Raw genomic sequence first — 21,641 nt, forward strand, 5'->3', positions numbered from 1 at the left:
CCTAGGTTTTGTTCAATATTTTGATTAATAACGTTTCAATAAAGGAACTAAGAAGAACGATCCAATCACAGCGACGGCTGCCAAAAAAGTAATTCCTAAATTAAAACTGTGGGTTTGCATCACGATGTAACCGATCAGAACAGGCGCAATTGCGCTGGCAAAATTACCCATTCCATTGAAAATTCCACCCGCAGTTGCGCCAACATCGGCAGTTGTGACACGGGCAAGTAAAGCGAATACGGCTGCCACACCAAAGCCCCAAGCCATTGCGCTTAAAGACATTGCTGCAATCACCAGAATCGGATCAGTCATAATCACCATGACATACATAAAAATGCCTGCCACCAACAGGCCACTGAACACCTGAACAGCACGGCGACCTAACTTGTCCGAAAGGAAAGCACCAATCACTTCACCAATCAGCATGGCAATAAATGGAAGGCTTGAATAAACCCCAAACTCTTTCAGGTTAAAGCCTTTGTCCTGAATCAGATAAGAAGGTACCCAGCTATTTAAGCCCCAGAGATAGGTCATGAGTGCAATATTGAAAATGCACACCAGCCAAAACGCACGGTTCTGTAATAGCACTTTGGTGTTATGAATATGGCCTTTGAAATTGACACGTTTGCTGGTCGATTCCAGTTCAATGGTTTTCTTGAGTTGTAAATTACGCAAGCCAAATGCAATCGCAAGCAATGCAATCACCGTTAAACCCGCCATTACAAAGAAGGTGGTGTGCCAGTCGTGCTTCGCAAGCACTGCGGCGGTAATTGGAAAACCCAGAAATGCACCGATCGGCGTACCTAACAGGAACATGGTCGAAGCGCGCGCTTGCTGGCGGTCGGTATAGGTTTGTTTAACGATGGCATAGGCCAATGCAAACAAGGGTCCCTCCGCGAGGCCAAGCAAAACGCGCAAGATCAACATGCCGGTATAGTGGGTGGTAAAGCCCATACAAAACATTAAGATGCCCCACGATGCGACACTCCAGAACAGCATTTTCTTTGGATTGAAAATATCGCCCAGAAAGCTTAAAAACACCGAGGAGAATCCATATGCCAGCAAGAAACTGGTCATCAACCATCCGAGCTTGGCTTTATCTTCTGCAATCCCCATCGCAGCTTGAAAGTGCGGGTCAGCAAATAACACCGCAATACTAATTTTGTCGAAGAATGCCAGTACAACACATACCATCAGGACAAAAGCAGGAACCCAATGCTTTAATCCACTTTTCTCTTCATTACTCATACTTCATTCCTTCGATTGAGTCATGAACCGGATCTAATGTTTATGGTTTTAATTTCATCACATTAAATTCTGGGTCTGCTAATAGGTTTGGGTCTAACACGGTATCCGACTGCATCCAGCGCTTTGCCAGTTTGACCAATTTGGAATCATTGATTGCGATCATATTGAGTAAATGGTTTTGATCATCCAGATACAAATAACTGCATTGATCAGCTGCGCTTTTGCGAACCACAATCTGCCCAGTTTTTTCAGGTTGATAGGTGCCTAAAATCTGAATGTTGAAGTGATACTGATCTGACCACAGCCACGGAATATCGCTATATTCGGTTTCAATACCCAACATCGATTTTGCAGCAGCAATCGCCTGATTCTGCGCATTGGCCCAAGACTGAATGCAATAGCCCAGGCTTGGATGAATCGCAACATCACCTGCGGCATAAATATCCTGATCTGAAGTTTGACCAAAACCATTCACCACGATGCCATCTTTCACGTCCAAGCCCGCATTAACACCCAGCTCTTTGGCAATATCCGCACCTGCACCTACAACGACACAATCAAACAGCTCACTTGCATGTGGATGATTGACCACTTCAACTTTTTTCTGACCCGCTTCAATCAAATGCAGATTTTTACTGTCGAAATGAATCTGGGTACCCTGCTGCTCATGCATGTTTTTCAAGAACTCAGAGACATCGGGACTGACACTACGTGCACACAGACGATCGCCATATTCAAAAATATGGACCTCTTTGCCTTGTTTACGTGCCGTCGCTGCAATTTCCAGACCAATCCAGCCACCACCAATCACGGCTAACTTTTGCGAATGCTGCAAGATTTCGGCCAAACGCTCACAATCCTGAACATTACGTAAAGTCACCACATTAGGAATAAACTGCCATGTATTGACTGGAACACGTGCTCGACTGCCTGTGGCGATCAACAATTTGTCATAGGCTAAAACCTGTCCATTTTCCAGAACCACCTGTTTCTGCTGGCGATCCACTAGCGTTGCTAACGCAGGTTTATGCCACTGGATATTGAACCCCTGAATCTGTTCTGGAGAAAACAAATGTAAGCTTTCATAAGTGGCTTCTTTTGAAAGCACCTGTTTTGACAATGGTGGGCGTTCGTAAAACACACAGTCTTCATTGGAGACCACATGAATTTCACCTGAATATCCATTTTGACGTAAAGTACTGACTGCCCAACCCGCGGCTTGTCCTGCACCCACAATTACGATTCTGTCCATCGCTTGTTCTCCCTGCTCTATATTGTGTTACACAGGTTTGACTTGACGACGAGTGTGATCATCCAGACCACCTTCAATCGCCCATTCAGTGAAAAGTTCTAGGCGATGTTCTTCAACCCGTGGCTGCCATTCTTCGGTCAAATAGTCATCATTGGTGTAATACTCAAACGCACCACCGAGCGGTGAATTGACATACCAGAAATAAGCTGAAGAAATCGGATGGCGTCCCGGACCAATGAAAGTCGACCAATCAGAACGGTTCATATGCAATCCACCACCAATCACCTCGTGAATATCACGCACAACGAATGCCACATGATTGAGTCCCGCAGGTTTATTTGGCACTGAAAGTAAGAACAGGTCATGGTGGAAACCTTTACCACGACAGCGTAAGAATGCACCACGATTGCGATAAGCATCGGATAAGAAGAAACCAAGTTTTTCAATATAGAACTGTTCCGTCTTTGCTAAATCAGACGTGAAAAACACCACATGACCAATCGCAACAGGTTGTCCTTTGTCATACACCGGACTGGCTGCATTGACACGTTGTACATTGCCGTACTGGTTAATACCTTCTGTTTTTAATGCAGGTAGATCTTGGATAAAGCTTTTCTGAAATCGAATGGTCATACCATTGGGATCAATGCATTGCACTAAATCAACACTGGCTTGATAGCCACCAACATCCTTTAACGTGAATGTTAAATTTGCCAAATCCTGTGCCGCATCATCTAGCCCCCAAGTCACTTCACGTAAAGTTGAACCTGACTCAATTGCGGGTGGTAGACGTGGATCATCACAATCAAATAAGTAAATCTTGCTGCCATTTTGTGTCTGGTAAAGATCCGTCCCTTCAATATCTGACTGACTTTGCTTGAGACCAAAATCTGCCAAAAATTTATTCGAAGCAGCTCTGTCTTCAACGCCAAACTTTAAAATCTCAATCCCTGTAATCATGAGATCACTCCTTAATTAAAGACAAAACCACCATTTACTGGGATATTTTGTCCAGTCACGAATGAGGACAACTCTGACAGTAAATAAAGGGCTGTTCCGTTCAAATCCTGCGGTAATTGCTGACGCTGAATCGCACGACCGTTGACATATAAATCATGACGTTCCTGCGGCACATATTCTGTTGCTTCAACCAGAGTTAAACCCGGTGATAGCGTGTTAATACAAATATTGAATGGTCCGAGTTCTCTAGCCATGGAACGTGTCATCGCAGTCAAAGCCCCTTTACTCGCTACATAAGCCATCAGATTCGGCGCGCCCCATAAAGCGGTATCCGAAGCGACATTAATAATCTTGCCTGAACCAGACTGCTGGAGATAAGGCACACATGCCTTGGTCACCAACCACGTACCTTTGACATTGATGTTCATGACCCGATCCCAAAGATCAGCGTCATAATCCATCATTCTTTTGCCACCCACATTGGTTGCCAGTGCGGCACAATTCACTAAACCATCCATACCGCCCAGACGTTCAGCCGCTTGCTGAACTGCTTGCTGGATCGAGTCAGCATTGGCCAGATCAATACTCACCGCATCAACCTTTAAGCCTTGTGCTTGCAAAGCAATAGCTTCTTTTTGCACCAGATCAGTCAGGATATCAGCCATAACCACTTCAGCGCCGGCTTCCGCAATCGCCTGTGCAAAGTCTCGACCCAAGCCTCTTGCCGCACCTGTGACAAGGACTTTTTTGTCCTGTAACAATGCGACATTAACCATGAACTTCTTCCTGCATTTCAATACGGTTTGAGCTATGCAATGCTGCAATTTTCTTTAACTGTTTTTCCGCTTCTTTTTTCATTAAACGGCGTAAACGAGAGAGACCAACATCATGTTGATAAAGGAATTCGTGTTGACGAGCGTTCGGCGCGAGATTTTCTAAAATAATCCGATCTTGCTCCAACACATCCCAATGCAATTTTTCTAAATGGTTGCGGTAAAGGAAGCGCCAGACATGACGTTGCCAGCCACTGACTTTACGACAGCGCCAGAAGAATACACGGGTATTGTTGGCATCAATCGGTGTGGCATACCCCACGATCCAGAACTCGCCGCCTGGGCCAAAATCTTTACGATATGGAATCGAAAGACGTAGCCAGCTTGCACCGGTATTGGCATATTCAACCCAGTCAAAATTCACTCCGACTTGGCCTTCTTTTTCAAAAATAAAGCCATTGGGCGTTGAACGGTGTTTCATTTCTGCCGTTCGGTCACCTTCTGCCATTGAGTGTGAGGTGCAATGCAAATAGCTGCCATGCATCGGGTCCATCACATTATCAATTGCGTACTGATGATTCACTTTCCAGTCCGCCTGACATAAGAATGAACTCCACTCATCACTTGCCAGTTGTTCAGGAAAATCCAGCGGCGTCGGTGCTTCATTGGCATCAATGCCGAACCACATAAAAATGGCACCATGCTGCTCGATCACAGGATAGCTTTTGACACATGAAGTCCCTTTCATTGGGCAGTCATGTACCGCAGGTACATCTTCCACCACGCCATCATGGCGAACTTCAACACCGTGATACCAGCAAGCTACACGATTGCCCAGATTCCAGCCTAAAGAAAGACGTGCGCCACGATGCGGACAGCGATCTTCCAAAGCATGAACCTGACCTTCTGCATCACGCCAAACTACAATGTTTTCGCCCAAACGGGTAATACCAACTGGATTAGCCGCCACTTCCCAACTTGCCAGCACTGGATGCCATTGGTCGCGTAAACCTAAATCCAAATATGCTTCTACACTTGGTGTTACTGATACTGCTGCGTTCATCACTATTCTTCCTTGAATTAATAACCTAAACGTTGCATTTCTTCCGAGAAGGTTTCAGAAGTCCATAGCTCACCCGATTCACAACGGAAGCCTTGTTGATTTAAAGACTGCACTAAATCACCAAGTTCTGTTACACCTGCTGCAAAGGCTTTAATTAAGTACTGAACAAAATCTTGCTCATAGGCCGTTGGCGCTTTATACCGTGTCTGCCAAACCAGAAGCTCTGCCTGACCTGGTATCTGAATATTGTTGATCCCTGCTTCAGTCGCTGGCGTGGCATGAATCCAGTTCGCTAGCTTCTTATTAAATGTTTCCATGAGATTCCATCCTTATAAATAAGATTTATAGTTGAATTTGAACGTCCTGCCCTTCAACACGTACTGGATAAGTACATAGATCGCGGCATCCTGGTCCACTTTTCAACGCACCGGTTTGAATATCAAAAATGGCCTCATGTAATGGACATTCCACGGTTTGATCTTCAATAAAGCCTTCTGTCAGTAAGGCAAAGGCATGCGGGCAAACATTCTCAATGGCAAAATAATGATCATCGATGAAAAATACGCCAATTTTTTTACCGTCGACTTCAATGGCTTTCGGCTCGTCTTCGGTGATGTCGTCTTGCTGACAAACTGAGATCCAACTCATCCTTGCATCCTCATTTGTTTTATATATAAAACATTATTTGATATAACAAACTTTAATAAAGAATACTCCTATGCTGTTTTTTATGTCAAATACTATAAATTTTTAAAAATCATAATCTTGAAATTTATTACAAATTATCTTATGTTTTGTTTAGAAAATTTTGTTTCATATATAAAACTATCTTTTAATTATGCTTTGCAGTTAGAATAGGAATCCTAAGAAAATGAAATTTTTATGACTTGCGTTTTTTGTAGGAAAATTAAACTGATGAATTCAAGTACTGAAACAGACTCTCAAGAATCTGAACTCACAAAAAATGATGATCGCTATTTAGTCCCTGGCTTAGTGCGTGGTTTGGCAATTTTGCAAGCCTTTAATCAACAAACCCAAGAAATGACCATTACTGAAATTGCCGAAGTTCTCGATGTCAACCGTTCAAGCGCCTTTCGACTAATCTATACACTGGAATCCTGCGGCTTTCTCCGCAAAGCCTCACAAAAGACCTATGCACTCGATTCGAAGGTGATGGAACTTGGCTTTAATAGTTTGGCGAAGCAATCCTTATTAGATCTCGCCACCCCCTTGATGAAAGAATTACGTGATCAAACTCAACTGGCTGTACATTTATCCATTTTGGAAGGTACACATATTGTCTTTATTAATAACATTCAATCCAACGGCACCTTTACCAGTAACATTGGTCTTGGTACGCGTTGGCCTGCACATGCCACGGTGATTGGGCAAATGATGCTGGCAGATCTGAGTGAAACCGAAATACGTGATCGTTATAAAAACTTTAATCAATGGGATACATTCTCAGAACTCACCCCAAAAAATCTAAAAGAACTGTTACAACGCCTCAGTTTTGTCAAAACTCAACGCTCTATGGTCAGTTGGGGGCATTACAATCACGATATGGCGGCTTGTGCTGCACCGATTTTTAGACAATCCACCCAAAAAATGGCAGCGGTATTATCAGTGAGTTGCCCTTTAGGCAGTTATGATGAACATTATTTTAGAAATGAAATTGCCGAAACGGTGATTCAGAGTGCAGATAAAATTTCAAAATTTATTTATTAAATCTAGACCCTAAAAAAAGCAGCGCAAGCTGCTTTTTTCAAACTTCAATCATCAAGATTGATCTGTTTTTAATTTATTCTTTAAGCGTTTATCCATCGCATCAAATAAAGGACGTGACAGATTCATCATCCATGTCGGTGCTGTATTTAATAACGCATTGGCAACCAAACCAGATTTACTGCTAACACGATAGGATTTGTCTTGAATCGCTTTCACAATCCAGCCCGCAGCGGCAGGTGTATCCAACATTTTCATATGTTTGTAAATTGCTGTCTTGGATGACATCGGTGTTCTTACCATTGGAAAATACACAATACTGACATCAATGCCTTTGCCTTTGAGTTCCATCGATAAGGAACGGGAGAAAGATTCCAATGCCGATTTACTGGCCAGATAAGCCGAGAATAATGGAATTGGCAATTGGGTCGACATGGTCGATATATTGACAATATGACCAGCACCATTGGCCAAGAAATGCGGTAACAGCGCCAAGGTCAGATTCACCGCTGCAAAATAGTTAATCTGCATGGTACGCGTATAATCATGCAGACGATCAAGTGATTCAAGAATTGGGCGTCGAATCGACCGCGCTGCATTATTCACCAAAACATCAATTTTTTGATGCTCAGCTAAAATCTGAGCAATGCAGTTTTGTGCTTGTGCTACATCAGTCAGATCGGCTGGATAAATGGAGACTTGCCCACCTTGTGCCTGAATATTACTTTGAATGCGTTGCAACTCATCAAGTCGACGCGCAATCAGGCAAACCGTAGCCCCTGCTTGCGCCAGTTGCATTGCAGCCTGTTCACCAATCCCGCTTGAAGCACCTGTAATAATGATGGTCTTATCCATTACATGCATTATTTTCTCCTTGTAAATACATCAGCTTCAAATGTTGTCATTTTTATCCTAAGACTACTGTAGCGCATCATGATCGAATAGATGTTGTTTGCTCTTGTTTTATCAAATTCGATGGTCTAACTATAACGCTTTAATTTGACATTGATTGATTTTCACTGCGATTTTTTTTAATCCACGCGTTGCAGATAGTTTAAGCTGCATTAAGGTCATTTCTGTCAGCAATGGGACTTTGCTCTCCAGCCAAATAGTATCGGTTAAGTCAGTACAGCCCTGCGACCCACTAAACTCCAAACGTCCTAAATGGTAACTAAAAAAGCCATTTTTGATCATTTGATATTCAATCATCTGATTGGGTAAGCTTTGGGTAATCACTTCTTGGATCGCTTTAAATACCCCAATGCCCATTTTCCGTATCGGACTCACACCACCAGTATTCTGATCATCCTCAGCTGCCTTAATCACAACCGATTGCAGGGGCCACAACACCGTATTAAAGGTTCGATGCTTAGAAAATATATGAAAAATGAGATCTACGGGTGCATTAAAGCTTTGTTTTATCACAATACATTTAGGCATTCGACATCATCCCTTACAAGATCTACCCCAAAAATTATTTTGATATGAAATCAAGCCGCTCTACGTTTATAGCACCGCCTAAACACTTAGCTGTCCATCAATCTACGCATATAAAATGCTGGTACTTTTTTGTTATCATTATACAGAGCACCTAAGATATATCTTGACACTACTTCTATTTTTTGACTTTTTGTGCCAGCTTATTAAAGGTAAAAACAGATAATAACCATACTCTTATCTTAAAAATACAAGGTAAAGCAATTAGCATTCACAAGTACCAAACATGTTATATACAAAATATACAGGTGCATCTTCAGGATAGACATCACTATCTTTAACCATCCATAAAACCCCTTCGCTTAAGATAATCAGAACATCTTGATTGCGACTTACCACCGCGCCTTTACTTATTATTTTTTTGGCAGCGCCTAGATTGTCGGCATCATGTATAAAAAAAACTTTTCGACCAGACTTAATATGACTTGGAATAACTTTCTTATATAATCCACAATTTTTACAAACCCATTTCTTCACTATCAATTCTCAAGAATAAAAGAAAGATCATATTAAAAATAAAATCATTTTAGTGAACATAAAAAACCAAATATATTAACAATATAGTCTTTTCTTTATTAATTTTAAGAAATCAGCCTCAAAGCGAACAGATAAAACATAAAATAGAAACAAATTAGGACACCCATTTAAGTTGAATACAAATATTCATTATAATAATACATTAATAAATAGAATCTTTTTCTGATCCAATTTTATTGCTTGAGGAAGTTTTATGGAAAAATAAAATTAATGTATTTTAATCAACATGAATCACAAAACCAGCCACTACCTTCTTAAAAAAACTTTTCGCTACAAGATGGTTTTCATCTAAGCCATTAGCATAATGAGATACGGTATAATTCTATTTTCTTTATTTATTATACATATTAGGCCATTCATGCTTAGACCATTCTATAATTGATAAATTTTTCGAAATTGTTACTGCTAAGCCAAATCACTAATATCTCTATTTATTTTATATCGCATCTACCAATAAAAGACTAATTCACCCCTCTTGAGCCCGTTTGATTTCAAAAAAACTGATAGCTCCTTTATTTAACATTCAAAATAGGTGAACTAATATCCAATCAATGAAGTCCAATATGAAGTCTCACCTGATGAAAGATTATATATATAAAATGCCTGCTGAATGGGCCCCCCAACAAGCCGTATGGATGATTTGGCCATATCGTACCGACAACTGGAGGCAAGGTGCTTTACCTGCTCAGCAAGCCTTTGCCAAGGTCGCAGAAGTTATATCTCAAACCACTCCTGTATTTATGGCTGTTCCGCATGCTGAAATGAACAAGGCAAAAACAACCCTTCCTACACATGTCACCTTAGTTGAAATAGAAAGTGATGATGCGTGGATGCGCGATACAGGTCCCACCATTGTAAAAGACCAAACAGGAAACAATATCGCTGTAGATTGGGTCTTTAATGCTTGGGGTGGAAAAAATGGAGGCTTATATTCAAATTGGGATAAAGATCTCAAAGTTACACGCCAAGTTGCGCAGTTTCATTCAATTGCCTTACAACCATCATCTATGATTTTAGAAGGAGGAGCCATACATGTAGATGGCGAAGGTACGTTAATGACTACCACAGAATGTTTGCTTCACCCCAATCGAAATCCGCAAATGACACAAACCCAGATTGAAAATGAATTATCAGGTTTGTTAGGGATCGAGAAATTCATTTGGTTACCATTGGGTGTCTATAACGACGAAACCGATGGACATATCGACAATATGTGTTGCTTTGTCCGTCCGGGTGAAGTGGCTCTGCATTGGACCGATGATCCTAATGATCCACAATATGAAAGATCTCAACAAGCTTTGTCTGTGCTTGAGTCTGTTACCGATGCAAAAGGTAGAAAGCTAAAGGTCTGGAAATTACCTGCACCAGGCCCGCTTTATGCCAGTGAAAATGAAACCATTGATGTTGAAAAGGGTAATGCCATTGAACGCTTTGAGGGTAATCGTTTAGCGGGATCATATGTCAATTATTTGATCAGTAATCAACACATTATCTTTCCCTTATTGGATGAAAGAACAGATGATGAAGCCTATATATTGTTCCATAAAATGTATCCCGATTATCAAATCACAGGCGTACCTGCACGTGAAATTTTATTGGGGGGTGGCAATATCCATTGTATTACCCAACAAATTCCTAAATAGCACAGGTATCAGCACGCTTGCAAAAATTTAAATTGATCTTCTTATGGTGAGTATTTATGGCTTGGTTATATTTATTCATTGCGAGTTTATTCGAAATACTTTGGGCGATTGGCTTAAAGTATTCTAGAAACTTATTTGAATGGTCATTTACAGTTTTATTTATTGTCGGAAGCTTTCTGTTTTTATTGTTAGCAGCAAGAAAAATGAAGCCTTCTTATGCTTATGTCTTTTTTGTTGTGCTTGGCACCTTAGGCACCTTTGTTTTTGACATCTATATCATCGAAAATCCCGTGAATTTTGTTTAAGTGCTGGCAATTGTGATGATCATTATTGGTGTTATTAAATTAAAGCAAATTGGAGACTAGAACATGGATTGGTTGCTGTTAATTACTGCAGGACTGTTAGAGGTCTTTGTGGTAAAAAGTATTCGCGATCTGATTCATAAAAAATACAGAACAGCGATTCCGCTTTATCTTCTGTCGCTGACATTTTCGCTATTTTTATTACATTTGGCGATGAAAACTATTGATGTCTCAATTTCATATGCCATTTACACAGGTATTGGTGTCATCGGGACTATCTTGATGGGAATCCTGTTTTGGGGTGAGCGAAAAAGTATTGAAAAGTTCTTCTATGTCGGTGTAATTGTCACAGGTGTGATTACCTTAAAACTTGCCAGTTAACTCCACAGGTCAGTTGGACTTGCTCTTAGATTGATTCAGACAGCTATAAAATATAGCTGTCTGAAACATATTTATACTGGGATCTGCTGCGTAATACAGTGAATATTGCCGCCACCCAATAAAATCTCACGCGCAGGAACACCAGTAATTAAATAATCAGGATACATTTGCTGGAACAATGCTTTAGCTTGCTCATCGGTACGTTCATCTAGCAATGGGAAAATGATTTGTTGATTACTGATCAAATAATTGACATATGATCCCGCTAAACGATTACCTTCAAAACGTTCAATCGCATTGCCCTTTTCAACATCAACCGTTTCATTTTCACTGGCATACAGTGGCCCTGGTGAAGGCAACTTCCACACTTTTAAATTTCGCCCTTGTGCATCTGGGGTACTTTCAAGCACCTTCAATGCAGCAACAGATCGCTTATATTGTGGGTCATTAGGATCATCGGTCCAATGCAGTGCCACTTCACCCGGACGGACGAAACAGCACATATTATCGACATGCCCGTCAGTTTCATCATTGAATACACCTTCAGGTAACCAGATAAAATGGCTTACACCTAGACATTCTTTAAGGGTATTTTCAATTTCGGTCTGGGTCAAATTTGGATTTCGGTTTGGATTAAGCAAGCATTCTGCCGTGGTTAACAGCGTACCTTCCCCGTCAACATGAATCGCACCCCCTTCCAAAATGAGAGGGGTTGAATAAGTTTCAAGATCATGTCGTGCTGAAATCTGTTTAGCAATCAATTGATCTTGATCCCATGGAAAATACAGGCCACCGTTCTCGCCGCCCCATGCATTAAAAGTCCAGTTAATCCCTTTTCGCTCTCCTGCAGCATTCTTGACAATACTTGGCCCCGTATCACGCGTCCACGCATCATCACTTTCCATTTCGACTAATGTCACTTGCGTTGGCATCACTTGACGTGCTTTATCCATTTCAGCGGATGGAACTGCCATAAAGACTGGTGTGTTTTGAGAAATTGCCGCAGCAACTTGAGCAAAAGCCTGTTGTGCAGGTTGGCCGTTGGCACGCCAGTTATCAGTACGATAAGGCCAAATCATCCAGACTGCTTCTTGAGGTGACCATTCACCTGGCATCAGAAAACCATCTTGGTTCGGTGTATTCATTGTTTGTTGCATATCCTGTTTTTCCACAACTTTTAATCCTTAGCAATAATTTTTAACTCAATAAACCTTCAGTTTGATTAGGTGGTTGCTCCAAAGGAGATCGGCTGCTTTCTCAATTTTTTATAAAGTAGTAGCAAGATACCTGTTACTAACCATATTCCACCAAACTCCAATGCTGATTTTTCGAGATGTAGCCACAACCCTAACAAACACAGCACGGAAGCCAATGGCAGCAATAAATTGAAGAAAATATTTTTAAATCCTGCCCGTTCTTTACCAATCACAAAAAACTTCATAAATACCGAAAAGTTCACCATGGTAAAGGCAATCAAGGCACCAAAACTCACCAGACTCACCACTGTTGCTAAATTCACAACAATCGCGAGCAAGGAAATTAAGCCCACAAAAAAGATCGAATATAGTGGTGTGCCTAACTTGGCATTCACTGAACCAAAAATTTTCTGGTTAAATACTCCATCTCGGCCCATGATATAGAGCAAGCGTGAAGCACTGGCATGAGAAGCCAAACCTGATGCAAAGGCATTCATGATTTGTACCGTCAACAATGCGGACTGGAAGAACACTCCACCGACATACAGTGCAATTTCAGGCAATGCTTCATCTGGATTTTTAAACTGTTCCAGTGATGGAAAAGATAATTGTACAAACCAAGACACAGTAATAAAGATAATCCCACCTAATAAAGTGGTCAGTATGATTGCGCGTGGAATGGTCTTGGTTGGGTTCTTACTTTCATGCGCCAAGGTCGAAACTGCATCGAAACCTAAATATGAGAAACAAACCAGTGAAACACCTGTCAGTAAAGTTAGATATTCAGGATTACCATTCAGCAATGGTGTTAGGGTCATTACACTGCCATAACCATGAGAATTACCAATGCCTGTGACCACTAAGAAGATAAATACCAGCATCATTGCAATGGTGGCAGCAATAAACACAAAACTAAAATTGGCGAGAATATTGATTCGAAAACTGTTAATCAGAGTTAACAGTCCAACCATGACGATCACCCATCCGGTATAGGAAATATCTGGCATTAGTGCATTCAGGTAAAACGATGCCAATAGCACATTGACCAATGGAATCAGTAAATAATCAATCAGTGAGCACCACCCCACAAAAAAACCAGCGGTCTTACCGCAAGTATCTGTCGTGTAAGTATAAGCTGAGCCTGATTTTGGCGATAATTTACTAAAGCGCGCATAACTAAAAGCTGTTAACAGCATGGCAATTAATGCCAAAACATAGGCAAGCGGCACACGCCCTTCTGTCACTCTGGAAATAATACCAAAGGTATCAAACACCGTAGCAGGTGCCATATAGGCCACACCAATGACGACGACTTGCCAAAGTGACAGCCCTTTTCGGTTATTTTCGCTTTCCATGCATATTTCTCCTACATCAATGCAAACACTTGTTTAGTGCATTGTTTTTTTCACCACGTTGGCGTTGTATTGGAAAGAAAAGTCCCTTTCTCGATCCAATAACCTGATTAAAATGAATTAAATCGTAATCACGTTTTCCTCTAAATAACTGTGAATGCCAGACTCACCGAGTTCACGGCCAATGCCACTCTTTTTGAATCCACCCCATAATGAGCCTGGTTGAATCATTTGATGTGAATTGATCCAGATGTGACCCGATCGCAAGCGTTTGGCAATATTCTTACCATGCTCTATTGATCTCGTGATGATGGTTGCAGCCAAACCAAATTCAGAATCATTGGCCAAGCGCACTGCGTCATCTTCGGTTGCAAAACTACGGCAACATAGCACTGGGCCAAAGATTTCTTCTTTCCAGAGTCGGCTTTCGGTCGGCACATCAATAAAGACATGCGGCTTGATAAAGAAACCTTTGTTTGGAAGAGTAATTTGATTCAGATCAATCAAGGATTGAAGTTTTTCGTGCTGTGCAATATTTAAATATTCATGCACTTTTTTGAATTGCTTTTCTGTGGTCATCGGCCCCATCGCCAATGGCCCTGTAAGGTCAGTACCGAGTAGCATCGACTCCACAGCTGATTTCAGTTTTTGGTAGAAAGGCTCGGCAATGGATTGATGTACCAACAAGCGTGACGTTGCAGAACACATTTGCCCACTGTTATAGAACATGCCACCCAATGCTTTATCCACTGCTTCATCTAAATCGGCATCTTCCAGAATTAAAATCGGTGATTTTCCACCGAGTTCCAAAGTGACACGTTTGACAGAAGGTGCAGCAGCCTGCATCACATGAATTCCCACTTCAGTACTGCCCGTAAATGAGACTTTTTGCACATCCGCATGCACCACTAGATGTTGCGCTGCAACAGCATCCCCAAGAATCAGGTTAAAAACCCCTTGTGGAAATTGGATTTGATCTAAAATTTCAGTAAAGGCATATTCAGGTAACGGCACCAATTCTGAAGGTTTAAAAACAATGCTACAGCCCGCTGCCAGCGCAGGCGCAATTTTCCATGCACTGGTAATTAACGGAAAATTCCACGGCGTAATCAGTGCAACCACACCCACAGGGTTCTGCTGATGGGTCAGTTCAGTCCCATCTTCACATTGCGTGGTTTGACTAAACGCCATGTTCTGTACTAAATCTGCATAATAGCGATAGCACTTGATACTATTTTCAACATCAACCTGTGCTTGCTCAGATGACTTGCCATTATTTCGATGAGAAAGTTCAATCAGTTTGGCTTTTGCAGTTTCAAGCTGGTCTGCGATTTTATTTAACCATGCTGCCCGTTGTTGAGGCGTGGTCATACTCCATGCATCAAGCGCTTGATTCGCAGCATTGACAGCCGCATCGACATCTTGCTTGGAAGCAGCAGTATAATGAAGGATTTGCTCTTCATTATTCGGGTTGATTACCGCAATCTCTGCTGTACCTGTGGTTGCCTGCCACTTTCCATTGATATAATTCTTCATCTGCTTACTCGCCTTCAGCTCATACATCCGTTTAAAGTGCTCTGACTGCAATTACCTCAGAACAACTCCACAACGGTCTAAACCTTTATTACTTAGCCATCTCGGTCCATGTCTTTTTTGTTTCACCTCACCCTATTGGTTGAGACTTTCAACTCCCCCCTAAGGGCAAGTTGAAATAATGGGAAATAAACAATGATCTTTCAGTTTATAGATGCCCTTCAGCTTTAAGCTCTTGAATGGTATTTTGAATCGCATGACGTAAAGTCTTCACTGCAAAATCAACTTGCTCACGGGTCAAAATCAGTGGTGGAGACAAAACATTCATGTGACCGACTGGACGCACAATCAGACCTAATTTTTGACAGTGATTGGCAATACGTTTTCCAACACCCACCGAGCGATCAAATAGCTCTTTGGTTTGTTTATTACGTAAGTTTTCGATACACATCATGAACTTTTTGCCGCGCACTTCACCGACAATTTCAAGATCAGCTAAGGTTTTTAACTGTTCTTCGAAATAAGCACCCATGTCTTGCACATGTGCACAAATGTTTTCTTTTTCGATAATTTCAATATTTTTCAGTGCAGCAACACAGCTCACAGGATGACCTGAATAAGTGAAGCCATGGGTTAACAAGCCACCTTCATGATGGGGCTTACTGATCGCATCATAAATCTCATCAGAGATAATGGTTGCACCTAATGGCAAGTAACCTGAAGAAAGACCTTTGGCACAGGTAATGATGTCTGGAACAATGCCAAATACTGCTTCAGAAGCAAACATATGCCCCAAACGACCAAATGCAGTCACCACTTCATCAGATACATAGAGTACGTTGTACTTCTTACACACCGCTAAGGTTTTGGCATGGTAACCTTCAGGTGGAACAATCACACCACCTGCACCCATAATCGGTTCAGCAAAGAACGCCGCAACATTGTCTGGACCTAATTCCAAAATCGTATCTTCGAGTTCCTGCACTTTTTCATTACAGAAATCTTCCATCGATTGAGATTCAGGCTTGCGATATGGGTTCGGGCATGACACATGATGAACCAGTTGATTGTGGATTTCGAACCCCACATGATCCGCTTCAATTCCAGTCAACGTCATACTGATATAAGTACTGCCGTGATATGCATCTTTACGTGCAATCAACTTTTTCTTAGATGGCTTGCCAATTTGATAAAAATAATGATGAATCAAGCGCACAGCAGTATCATTGGCCACTGAACCACCACAACCATAGAACACATGATTCAAGTTACCCGGGGCTAACTCTGCCAGTTTGGCCGCCAACTTTGCTGCTGGTGCAGTCGTTTGATGTCCAAATGGAGAGTAGTAAGGCAATTGCATAATTTGCTCAGCAACCGCATCTGCAATTTCTTTACGTCCATAGCCTACATTGACACACCACAAGCCACCGATACCGTCGAGGTATTTATTGCCATGTGCGTCATAAACATAGACATTTTCACCTTTAGACATAATTAAAGAACCTTCGTCTTTAAATGTCGAAAAATCGGTCCATGGGTGAATCACATGGTCTTTATCTTTTTGCCAGATATCTTGAATATCAATTTCTACTGGTAATTTAGAGTTCATCGTTGTCCGTCCTCAATATTCGCAGCACTTCTGTTAGAAGCCTGCATTTCCTACATTTTACTCTTGGCTTTAATCGTTAAATGGTTGCTGCATGCGCTGATGAATCTTGCGCAGCATGATTTCTGTCATAATTTAAAATGGCATTGAGTAACACATCTGCACCTTGTGCCGCATCGTTCGCATAGATGTCTTCTGCTTCGTTATGGCTCAATCCATTAATACATGGAATAAAAATCATGGTGGTTGGGCAGTGTTTGGCAATATTGATTGCATCATGGCCTGCACCGCTGACAATGGTTTGATTGCTATATCCCAAGCTGTCCACCGCATCTTGTACAGTTGCAACACAAGTGCGATCAAAATAGGTTGCCGGGCTTAACCAATGTTGTGAAATGCTAATCTCTAAATCTCGTTGTGCTGCCAATGACTGTAATAGCGTATGTGTTGCCTCTTCCATTGCCTTGAGTGCAGCATCATTTGGATTGCGCAAGTCAATGGTCCACTGAATCTGACCAGGAATGGTATTACGTGATGAGTTCGCCACTTGCATTTCACCAAAGGTCACCAAACCTTCAGGGAATTGCTCCAAGATGTATTGCTCTAAAGCCACAATCATTTCAGCAGTGCCGACCATGGTATCTTTACGCATACTCATTGGCGTGGTACCTGCGTGTGCAGCACGACCTTTGGTTTCAACATCCAACCACAGAATCGCTTGTCCGCCTGTCACCACGCCAATTGAAATCTCATTTTTTTCCAATACAGGGCCTTGCTCGATATGGGCTTCGTAATAAGCTTGGAATGGGCGAGCCAGTGGGTAATTGCCGAGTTGACCTGTACGAACCAATTCCTCAAAAACTGAAACACCCTGCTTATCGGTGCTGTCATAAATGTGTTGTTTCGGGATAACACCCGCGAAAGCCGCAGACCCCATCATCGCTGGAGTAAAGCGTGCACCCTCTTCATTCATCCAAACCACAAGTTCAAGTGGATGCTCAGTCGCTATTTTTTCTTCGGCTAAACGTTGTAAAACTTCCATACCCGCCAGCACGCCATAAATACCATCAAAGCGACCACCTTTAGGTTGGGTATCTAAATGACTTCCCATCACAATCGGTAAAGCACTTTCATTTTGACCTTCACGGCGCAGGATCAGATTTCCGACTTCATCGTAATGCACTGAAAGATTAATTTTTTCTGCCCATTGCAGTAGTAGAGCTCGACCCGCAATATCTTCATCACTCAATGCTAAGCGGGTATTCCCCCCCTTATCCGTCGCACCAATTTTTGCCATTTCCATGAGCATTTGCCATAATCGTTCTGCATTCACTCTCATTGTCTTGCACATCCCTTTTTAAATATCTTTTAGAGTCGCCTTAGCATCCACTTTGATAAATAATTCAATAAAAGACGAGTACCAATTTCATCACTCCTTTAGGAACCAATTTCACAGACTTCATATAAACCCTAAAAAAACTTTAACTTTCAATTAACTAGACAATACAAAAATGAAGGAATTTATGTTTTTCAAAGTGTTTAAATGCTTATTATTAAGCCACTTCAAATTGTGTTGAAACGTGGATTGGCCTATACCATTATTGTTCTGTTTTACAGATAAAACATGCTGACTAGATAGCGCTAGAAAAGATGATCATTACTGCATTTTCATTTGCTAATCACCATAAAAAAGCCGCATGTCGATGCTGAAAAAAACAAGATCTATTACTCACTGGTTCTTTTCAAAACATCGCTCATGAGGCTTTTTGTTTTTAATCAATGAACTTCATCATTCAACCCTTTTCTGGATTAAAAGGTTCTAGTCAAGCTAAATACCACAGTCGAATCCGCATTTTTCAAAGCCTTATTCACATTGCCATCGGCATAATACAGATCGAAAATAAAATCTTGATAATTAAAATCGACGCCTACTTTATAATCATAAAAATGTTTCTTTTCATTAGTCGCCCACAGCAGCTCATAGGCTTGATTGCTTGCAAATTGGTTATAGGCGGCTTGAGCATAGGCATGCCATTTATCAGCAACAGGATAGCGGTAGCCGGCTTCATAGCGCAGCATTTTTCCTGTCTCAAAGGTATAATCTGGTGAATAATAAAATGAAAGATTCAATTGATCTTGTTGATTTAACAACCCTGATGCAAACAACCCGATTGAATATTCTTCAAAGTCGACCTGTGGCAGTGCCTTGTCTGCACCAGGGTAATTGACATCCAAGTACTGAACATTCAACTTTAAATGATCATTGAATTGGTAATCATAGCCAAGGTAATAGTCGAATTCGATGCTACTTCCGATATCGAGTTGTATATTCGAGGCAAAAAGCTGGGCGTATAAACCTGAATCATGATCAACTCTTAAAGTGCCTTGAACTGCTGGTTTTCCTTGTGTTTGTGTGATTCCACGCCAGTAGTATTCGCTTAAAAATGCCATCGAACCACTGACTGCAACCTGATCCTTTAACGTCTTTTGTTCTGCGGCTTGTACCTGTACAGCTAAAAAGGTTACTGGTGTGAAAATCGCTAACATCACTGTATTTTTTATCATCCTTTTATTCCATTAACACATGATTATTCTTGAATTTTTATTGTCTTTAATTTTGAAATAAAACCGAGAACCAATTTAAATAAAAATATAGGAACCATTTATTTTTTAACCAAAATGCTGTTAAGCACGATTTAAAATCAAGTTGCTAAAAATAAAAAAGCCCGCAGGCTTTTTTACTTCCCTCAATGTATTATTGACTGTTCAACTTACCGTCATAAACTTTTTCACCAGCAAACCAAGTCTGAGCCACTTTCCAATCCTTAATATCCTTATTTAATGGCGTTTGCAAAGCCCCTTGTAAAACCACAAAATCTGACCATTTCCCTACGCTAATACTGCCGATTTCATTGCCCCAGCCTGCGACATTGGCCGGTGCTTGGGTATAGGCATATAAGGCTTCATCTAAACTTAAAGCATTATCGCTATAACGTGTCTTGCCATTATATTCACGGAATACCACATCGCTGAGTTGTAGCATTGGATTTTCAGAGGCTGTTGGCCAATCACTACCCAATACAACTGGGGCTCCACTACTTAACAATGACTGCCATGCATAACTATATGGCAATCGTTCTTCTCCTAAACGTGATTCTTGGTAATTCCCAGAAATTGCATGATCAGGTTGCATGGATGCAATAACACCCAATTGAGCAAATCGTGGAATGTCTTCCTTACTAATCACCTCTATATGCTCAATTCGATTAACAAATTGTCGATGTTTTGGACTGTTTTCAATGGCATTCAAAGTCATATCGACACTTTTATCACCAATGGCGTGAACAGCAACAGGAAAACCTGCATCATTGGCTCTTTTGACCAATAAATTAAGTTGGGACTGTGAAGAAATCGGTTCGATGTTGAAATTATGACGATCCGCATATGGGGCATTTAATGCTGCGGTATAATTCATTAACGTGCCATCAACAAAGTATTTGATATAACCAAAACGGAATTGAGGTCCTTTTTGCCATTGCTGTTCTTTCTGGACAAAATGCTGATTGATCTCATCTCTCTGCTTGGCATAGCTTTGCAGATTATTTTTAGTCGCCTGATCTTCTCCTGTCATTAAACCAAAACGGATCCGTATCGGCAGCTGTTTCTGTGACTCGAGTAAGGCAGGATATACGGTAGCGAGTTCAGTCCACATATCATGGACCGAGGTAATGCCTAAACTGTTAAAATGAGCAACGATTTTTTCAACCACTGGAAGTGCTGCTTTGCCTGACAGCAATGCCTTTGCGTATAGAGGATTGGCTAATACCAGTTGATTGGCTGCCGTTTCTTTCAAAATGCCTGTCGGCTCACCTGTTTGAGGATCTTTGACAATCTCACCACCTTCTGGTGCTTTGGTATTCTTATCAATTCCCAGTAATTGCATGGCTTTAGTATTGATCCACACAGTATGGTAATCAATATCCTGCAATACCACAGGTCGATCTGGCACAATCGCATCAAGTTCTTGTCTGGTAGGCATATGTTGGTCTTTAAGACTGGTAATATCCCAACGTCCTCCAACTAACCATGCATCTTTAGCTAACTCTTTGTCGCGTTTGGCAATTAACTTGAACCATTCTTGTCGGTCATTTACACCAAATAGATCCACCCCCTCCCACAGCTCCAAGCCACCTAAAAGATGTGTATGTGCATCAGTCAAACCTGGGAGCACTGTTTTCCCTTGTGCATCAACGATCTGCGTCTTTGCAGTTGCCAAGGTTTGGATAAATGCATTATTTCCAACTGCCAGAAACTTACCATCTTTAATTGCAAAGGCTTGTGCTATAGGCTTCGCAGGATTTGACGTGCGAATATCCGCATTCATCACGATCACATCTGCTTGCGGCATTTGTGCATTCACACTGAAGGCAATCAGCGAAGCACCGACACATAACAACAATTTCTTTTTCATAAGTCCTTTATTCCATTATCCATGAGCATTTCTTGTATTTTTATTGTCCGTACTTTTCCAGTAAATCCGAGAACCAATTTGCGTTAAAACTTAGGTACCATT

Annotated in this window: 21 protein-coding genes; 4 read left to right on the top strand and 17 right to left on the bottom strand. The window is 41.3% G+C overall.

Annotated elements, in window-relative coordinates:
- Positions 1-24: 24 nt before the first annotated feature.
- The 7 genes from Aba26S_RS04490 to Aba26S_RS04520 are packed head-to-tail and all read right to left on the bottom strand — an operon-like array spanning position 25 to position 5,944.
- Complete coding sequence (locus Aba26S_RS04490; protein ID WP_043970222.1) at positions 25-1,248, bottom strand: MFS transporter; 1,224 nt, start codon at positions 1,246-1,248, stop codon at positions 25-27.
- 40 nt (positions 1,249-1,288) lie between these two features.
- Positions 1,289-2,500 carry an NAD(P)/FAD-dependent oxidoreductase gene (locus Aba26S_RS04495; protein WP_043970223.1) on the bottom strand — a complete coding sequence of 404 codons (1,212 nt, stop codon included), beginning with the start codon at positions 2,498-2,500 and terminating at the stop codon, positions 1,289-1,291.
- 27 nt (positions 2,501-2,527) lie between these two features.
- Positions 2,528-3,460, bottom strand: coding sequence for a VOC family protein (locus Aba26S_RS04500; protein WP_043970226.1), 933 nt, complete (start codon positions 3,458-3,460; stop codon positions 2,528-2,530).
- 11 nt (positions 3,461-3,471) lie between these two features.
- Positions 3,472-4,236 (bottom strand): SDR family oxidoreductase, encoded by a 765-nt coding sequence (locus tag Aba26S_RS04505; RefSeq protein WP_043970228.1) that lies wholly within the window; start codon positions 4,234-4,236, stop codon positions 3,472-3,474.
- Positions 4,229-5,296, bottom strand: coding sequence for an aromatic ring-hydroxylating dioxygenase subunit alpha (locus Aba26S_RS04510; RefSeq protein ID WP_043970230.1), 1,068 nt, complete (start codon positions 5,294-5,296; stop codon positions 4,229-4,231). Before Aba26S_RS04510 ends, Aba26S_RS04505 begins: the two co-directional genes overlap by 8 nt.
- A 17-nt stretch (positions 5,297-5,313) precedes the next feature.
- Positions 5,314-5,613: a recombinase-like helix-turn-helix domain-containing protein gene (locus tag Aba26S_RS04515; protein ID WP_004652921.1), complete on the bottom strand. Its 300-nt coding sequence runs from the start codon at positions 5,611-5,613 to the stop codon at positions 5,314-5,316.
- Between the two features lie 25 nt (positions 5,614-5,638).
- Positions 5,639-5,944 carry a non-heme iron oxygenase ferredoxin subunit gene (locus tag Aba26S_RS04520; RefSeq protein ID WP_043970232.1) on the bottom strand — a complete coding sequence of 102 codons (306 nt, stop codon included), beginning with the start codon at positions 5,942-5,944 and terminating at the stop codon, positions 5,639-5,641.
- Between the two features lie 267 nt (positions 5,945-6,211).
- On the opposite strand from Aba26S_RS04520, the gene Aba26S_RS04525 reads away from it, so the two are divergent.
- The gene (locus tag Aba26S_RS04525) at positions 6,212-7,024 is read left to right on the top strand and encodes an IclR family transcriptional regulator (protein WP_043970234.1); all 813 of its coding nucleotides are present in this window, start codon (positions 6,212-6,214) and stop codon (positions 7,022-7,024) included.
- A 51-nt stretch (positions 7,025-7,075) separates the two neighbouring features.
- Here Aba26S_RS04525 and Aba26S_RS04530 read toward each other — a convergent pair whose 3' ends face one another.
- The 3 genes from Aba26S_RS04530 to Aba26S_RS04540 form a co-directional block, all read right to left on the bottom strand.
- Positions 7,076-7,885, bottom strand: a complete 810-nt coding sequence (locus tag Aba26S_RS04530) for an SDR family NAD(P)-dependent oxidoreductase (protein ID WP_043970236.1) — start codon at positions 7,883-7,885, stop codon at positions 7,076-7,078.
- Between the two features lie 120 nt (positions 7,886-8,005).
- Positions 8,006-8,461, bottom strand: coding sequence for a polyketide cyclase (locus tag Aba26S_RS04535; protein ID WP_043970238.1), 456 nt, complete (start codon positions 8,459-8,461; stop codon positions 8,006-8,008).
- A 261-nt stretch (positions 8,462-8,722) separates the two neighbouring features.
- Positions 8,723-8,995, bottom strand: coding sequence for a hypothetical protein (locus tag Aba26S_RS04540; protein WP_043970241.1), 273 nt, complete (start codon positions 8,993-8,995; stop codon positions 8,723-8,725).
- 638 nt (positions 8,996-9,633) lie between these two features.
- Here Aba26S_RS04540 and aguA (Aba26S_RS04545) point away from each other — a divergent pair.
- The 3 genes from aguA (Aba26S_RS04545) (at position 9,634) to Aba26S_RS04555 (ending at position 11,381) form a co-directional block, all read left to right on the top strand.
- On the top strand, positions 9,634-10,698 hold the full coding sequence (aguA, locus tag Aba26S_RS04545; RefSeq protein WP_370538954.1) for an agmatine deiminase: 1,065 nt from the start codon (positions 9,634-9,636) through the stop codon (positions 10,696-10,698).
- Positions 10,699-10,754: 56 nt separating this feature from the next.
- Positions 10,755-11,003 (top strand): multidrug efflux SMR transporter, encoded by a 249-nt coding sequence (locus Aba26S_RS04550; RefSeq protein WP_043970246.1) that lies wholly within the window; start codon positions 10,755-10,757, stop codon positions 11,001-11,003.
- A 63-nt stretch (positions 11,004-11,066) separates the two neighbouring features.
- Positions 11,067-11,381: a multidrug efflux SMR transporter gene (locus Aba26S_RS04555; protein WP_043970248.1), complete on the top strand. Its 315-nt coding sequence runs from the start codon at positions 11,067-11,069 to the stop codon at positions 11,379-11,381.
- Between the two features lie 71 nt (positions 11,382-11,452).
- On the opposite strand, the gene aguA (Aba26S_RS04560) is transcribed toward Aba26S_RS04555, so the two are convergent.
- The 7 genes from aguA (Aba26S_RS04560) to Aba26S_RS04590 all read right to left on the bottom strand — a co-directional run bounded on the left by aguA (Aba26S_RS04560) (position 11,453) and on the right by Aba26S_RS04590 (position 21,539).
- The gene (aguA, locus tag Aba26S_RS04560) at positions 11,453-12,538 is read right to left on the bottom strand and encodes an agmatine deiminase (protein ID WP_043970347.1); all 1,086 of its coding nucleotides are present in this window, start codon (positions 12,536-12,538) and stop codon (positions 11,453-11,455) included.
- Positions 12,539-12,603: 65 nt separating this feature from the next.
- A complete protein-coding gene (locus Aba26S_RS04565; protein WP_043970249.1) occupies positions 12,604-13,932 on the bottom strand; it encodes an APC family permease in 1,329 nt (442 codons plus the stop codon).
- Positions 13,933-14,049: 117 nt separating this feature from the next.
- Positions 14,050-15,465, bottom strand: coding sequence for an aldehyde dehydrogenase family protein (locus Aba26S_RS04570; protein WP_043970252.1), 1,416 nt, complete (start codon positions 15,463-15,465; stop codon positions 14,050-14,052).
- Between the two features lie 205 nt (positions 15,466-15,670).
- Positions 15,671-17,071 carry an aminotransferase gene (locus Aba26S_RS04575; RefSeq protein ID WP_043970254.1) on the bottom strand — a complete coding sequence of 467 codons (1,401 nt, stop codon included), beginning with the start codon at positions 17,069-17,071 and terminating at the stop codon, positions 15,671-15,673.
- Between the two features lie 76 nt (positions 17,072-17,147).
- Complete coding sequence (locus Aba26S_RS04580; RefSeq protein ID WP_043970257.1) at positions 17,148-18,407, bottom strand: Zn-dependent hydrolase; 1,260 nt, start codon at positions 18,405-18,407, stop codon at positions 17,148-17,150.
- A gap of 470 nt (positions 18,408-18,877) precedes the next feature.
- On the bottom strand, positions 18,878-19,633 hold the full coding sequence (locus Aba26S_RS04585; protein ID WP_043970259.1) for a TorF family putative porin: 756 nt from the start codon (positions 19,631-19,633) through the stop codon (positions 18,878-18,880).
- Between the two features lie 190 nt (positions 19,634-19,823).
- Positions 19,824-21,539 carry an amidohydrolase gene (locus Aba26S_RS04590; RefSeq protein ID WP_043970261.1) on the bottom strand — a complete coding sequence of 572 codons (1,716 nt, stop codon included), beginning with the start codon at positions 21,537-21,539 and terminating at the stop codon, positions 19,824-19,826.
- Between the last annotated feature and the right edge of the window lie 102 nt (positions 21,540-21,641).

It is taken from the genome of Acinetobacter sp. NBRC 110496, assembly GCF_000876115.1.
GTDB lineage: Bacteria > Pseudomonadota > Gammaproteobacteria > Pseudomonadales > Moraxellaceae > Acinetobacter.

Coding starts and splice junctions, on each gene's coding strand:
- Aba26S_RS04490 (WP_043970222.1), bottom strand. CDS start 1,248: ATGAGTAATGAAGAGAAAAGTGGATTAAAGCATTGGGTTCCTGCTTTT.
- Aba26S_RS04495 (WP_043970223.1), bottom strand. CDS start 2,500: ATGGACAGAATCGTAATTGTGGGTGCAGGACAAGCCGCGGGTTGGGCA.
- Aba26S_RS04500 (WP_043970226.1), bottom strand. CDS start 3,460: ATGATTACAGGGATTGAGATTTTAAAGTTTGGCGTTGAAGACAGAGCT.
- Aba26S_RS04505 (WP_043970228.1), bottom strand. CDS start 4,236: ATGGTTAATGTCGCATTGTTACAGGACAAAAAAGTCCTTGTCACAGGT.
- Aba26S_RS04510 (WP_043970230.1), bottom strand. CDS start 5,296: ATGAACGCAGCAGTATCAGTAACACCAAGTGTAGAAGCATATTTGGAT.
- Aba26S_RS04515 (WP_004652921.1), bottom strand. CDS start 5,613: ATGGAAACATTTAATAAGAAGCTAGCGAACTGGATTCATGCCACGCCA.
- Aba26S_RS04520 (WP_043970232.1), bottom strand. CDS start 5,944: ATGAGTTGGATCTCAGTTTGTCAGCAAGACGACATCACCGAAGACGAG.
- Aba26S_RS04525 (WP_043970234.1), top strand. CDS start 6,212: ATGAATTCAAGTACTGAAACAGACTCTCAAGAATCTGAACTCACAAAA.
- Aba26S_RS04530 (WP_043970236.1), bottom strand. CDS start 7,885: ATGCATGTAATGGATAAGACCATCATTATTACAGGTGCTTCAAGCGGG.
- Aba26S_RS04535 (WP_043970238.1), bottom strand. CDS start 8,461: ATGCCTAAATGTATTGTGATAAAACAAAGCTTTAATGCACCCGTAGAT.
- aguA (WP_370538954.1), top strand. CDS start 9,634: ATGAAAGATTATATATATAAAATGCCTGCTGAATGGGCCCCCCAACAA.
- Aba26S_RS04550 (WP_043970246.1), top strand. CDS start 10,755: ATGGCTTGGTTATATTTATTCATTGCGAGTTTATTCGAAATACTTTGG.
- Aba26S_RS04555 (WP_043970248.1), top strand. CDS start 11,067: ATGGATTGGTTGCTGTTAATTACTGCAGGACTGTTAGAGGTCTTTGTG.
- aguA (WP_043970347.1), bottom strand. CDS start 12,538: ATGCAACAAACAATGAATACACCGAACCAAGATGGTTTTCTGATGCCA.
- Aba26S_RS04565 (WP_043970249.1), bottom strand. CDS start 13,932: ATGGAAAGCGAAAATAACCGAAAAGGGCTGTCACTTTGGCAAGTCGTC.
- Aba26S_RS04570 (WP_043970252.1), bottom strand. CDS start 15,465: ATGAAGAATTATATCAATGGAAAGTGGCAGGCAACCACAGGTACAGCA.
- Aba26S_RS04575 (WP_043970254.1), bottom strand. CDS start 17,071: ATGAACTCTAAATTACCAGTAGAAATTGATATTCAAGATATCTGGCAA.
- Aba26S_RS04580 (WP_043970257.1), bottom strand. CDS start 18,407: ATGAGAGTGAATGCAGAACGATTATGGCAAATGCTCATGGAAATGGCA.
- Aba26S_RS04585 (WP_043970259.1), bottom strand. CDS start 19,633: ATGATAAAAAATACAGTGATGTTAGCGATTTTCACACCAGTAACCTTT.
- Aba26S_RS04590 (WP_043970261.1), bottom strand. CDS start 21,539: ATGAAAAAGAAATTGTTGTTATGTGTCGGTGCTTCGCTGATTGCCTTC.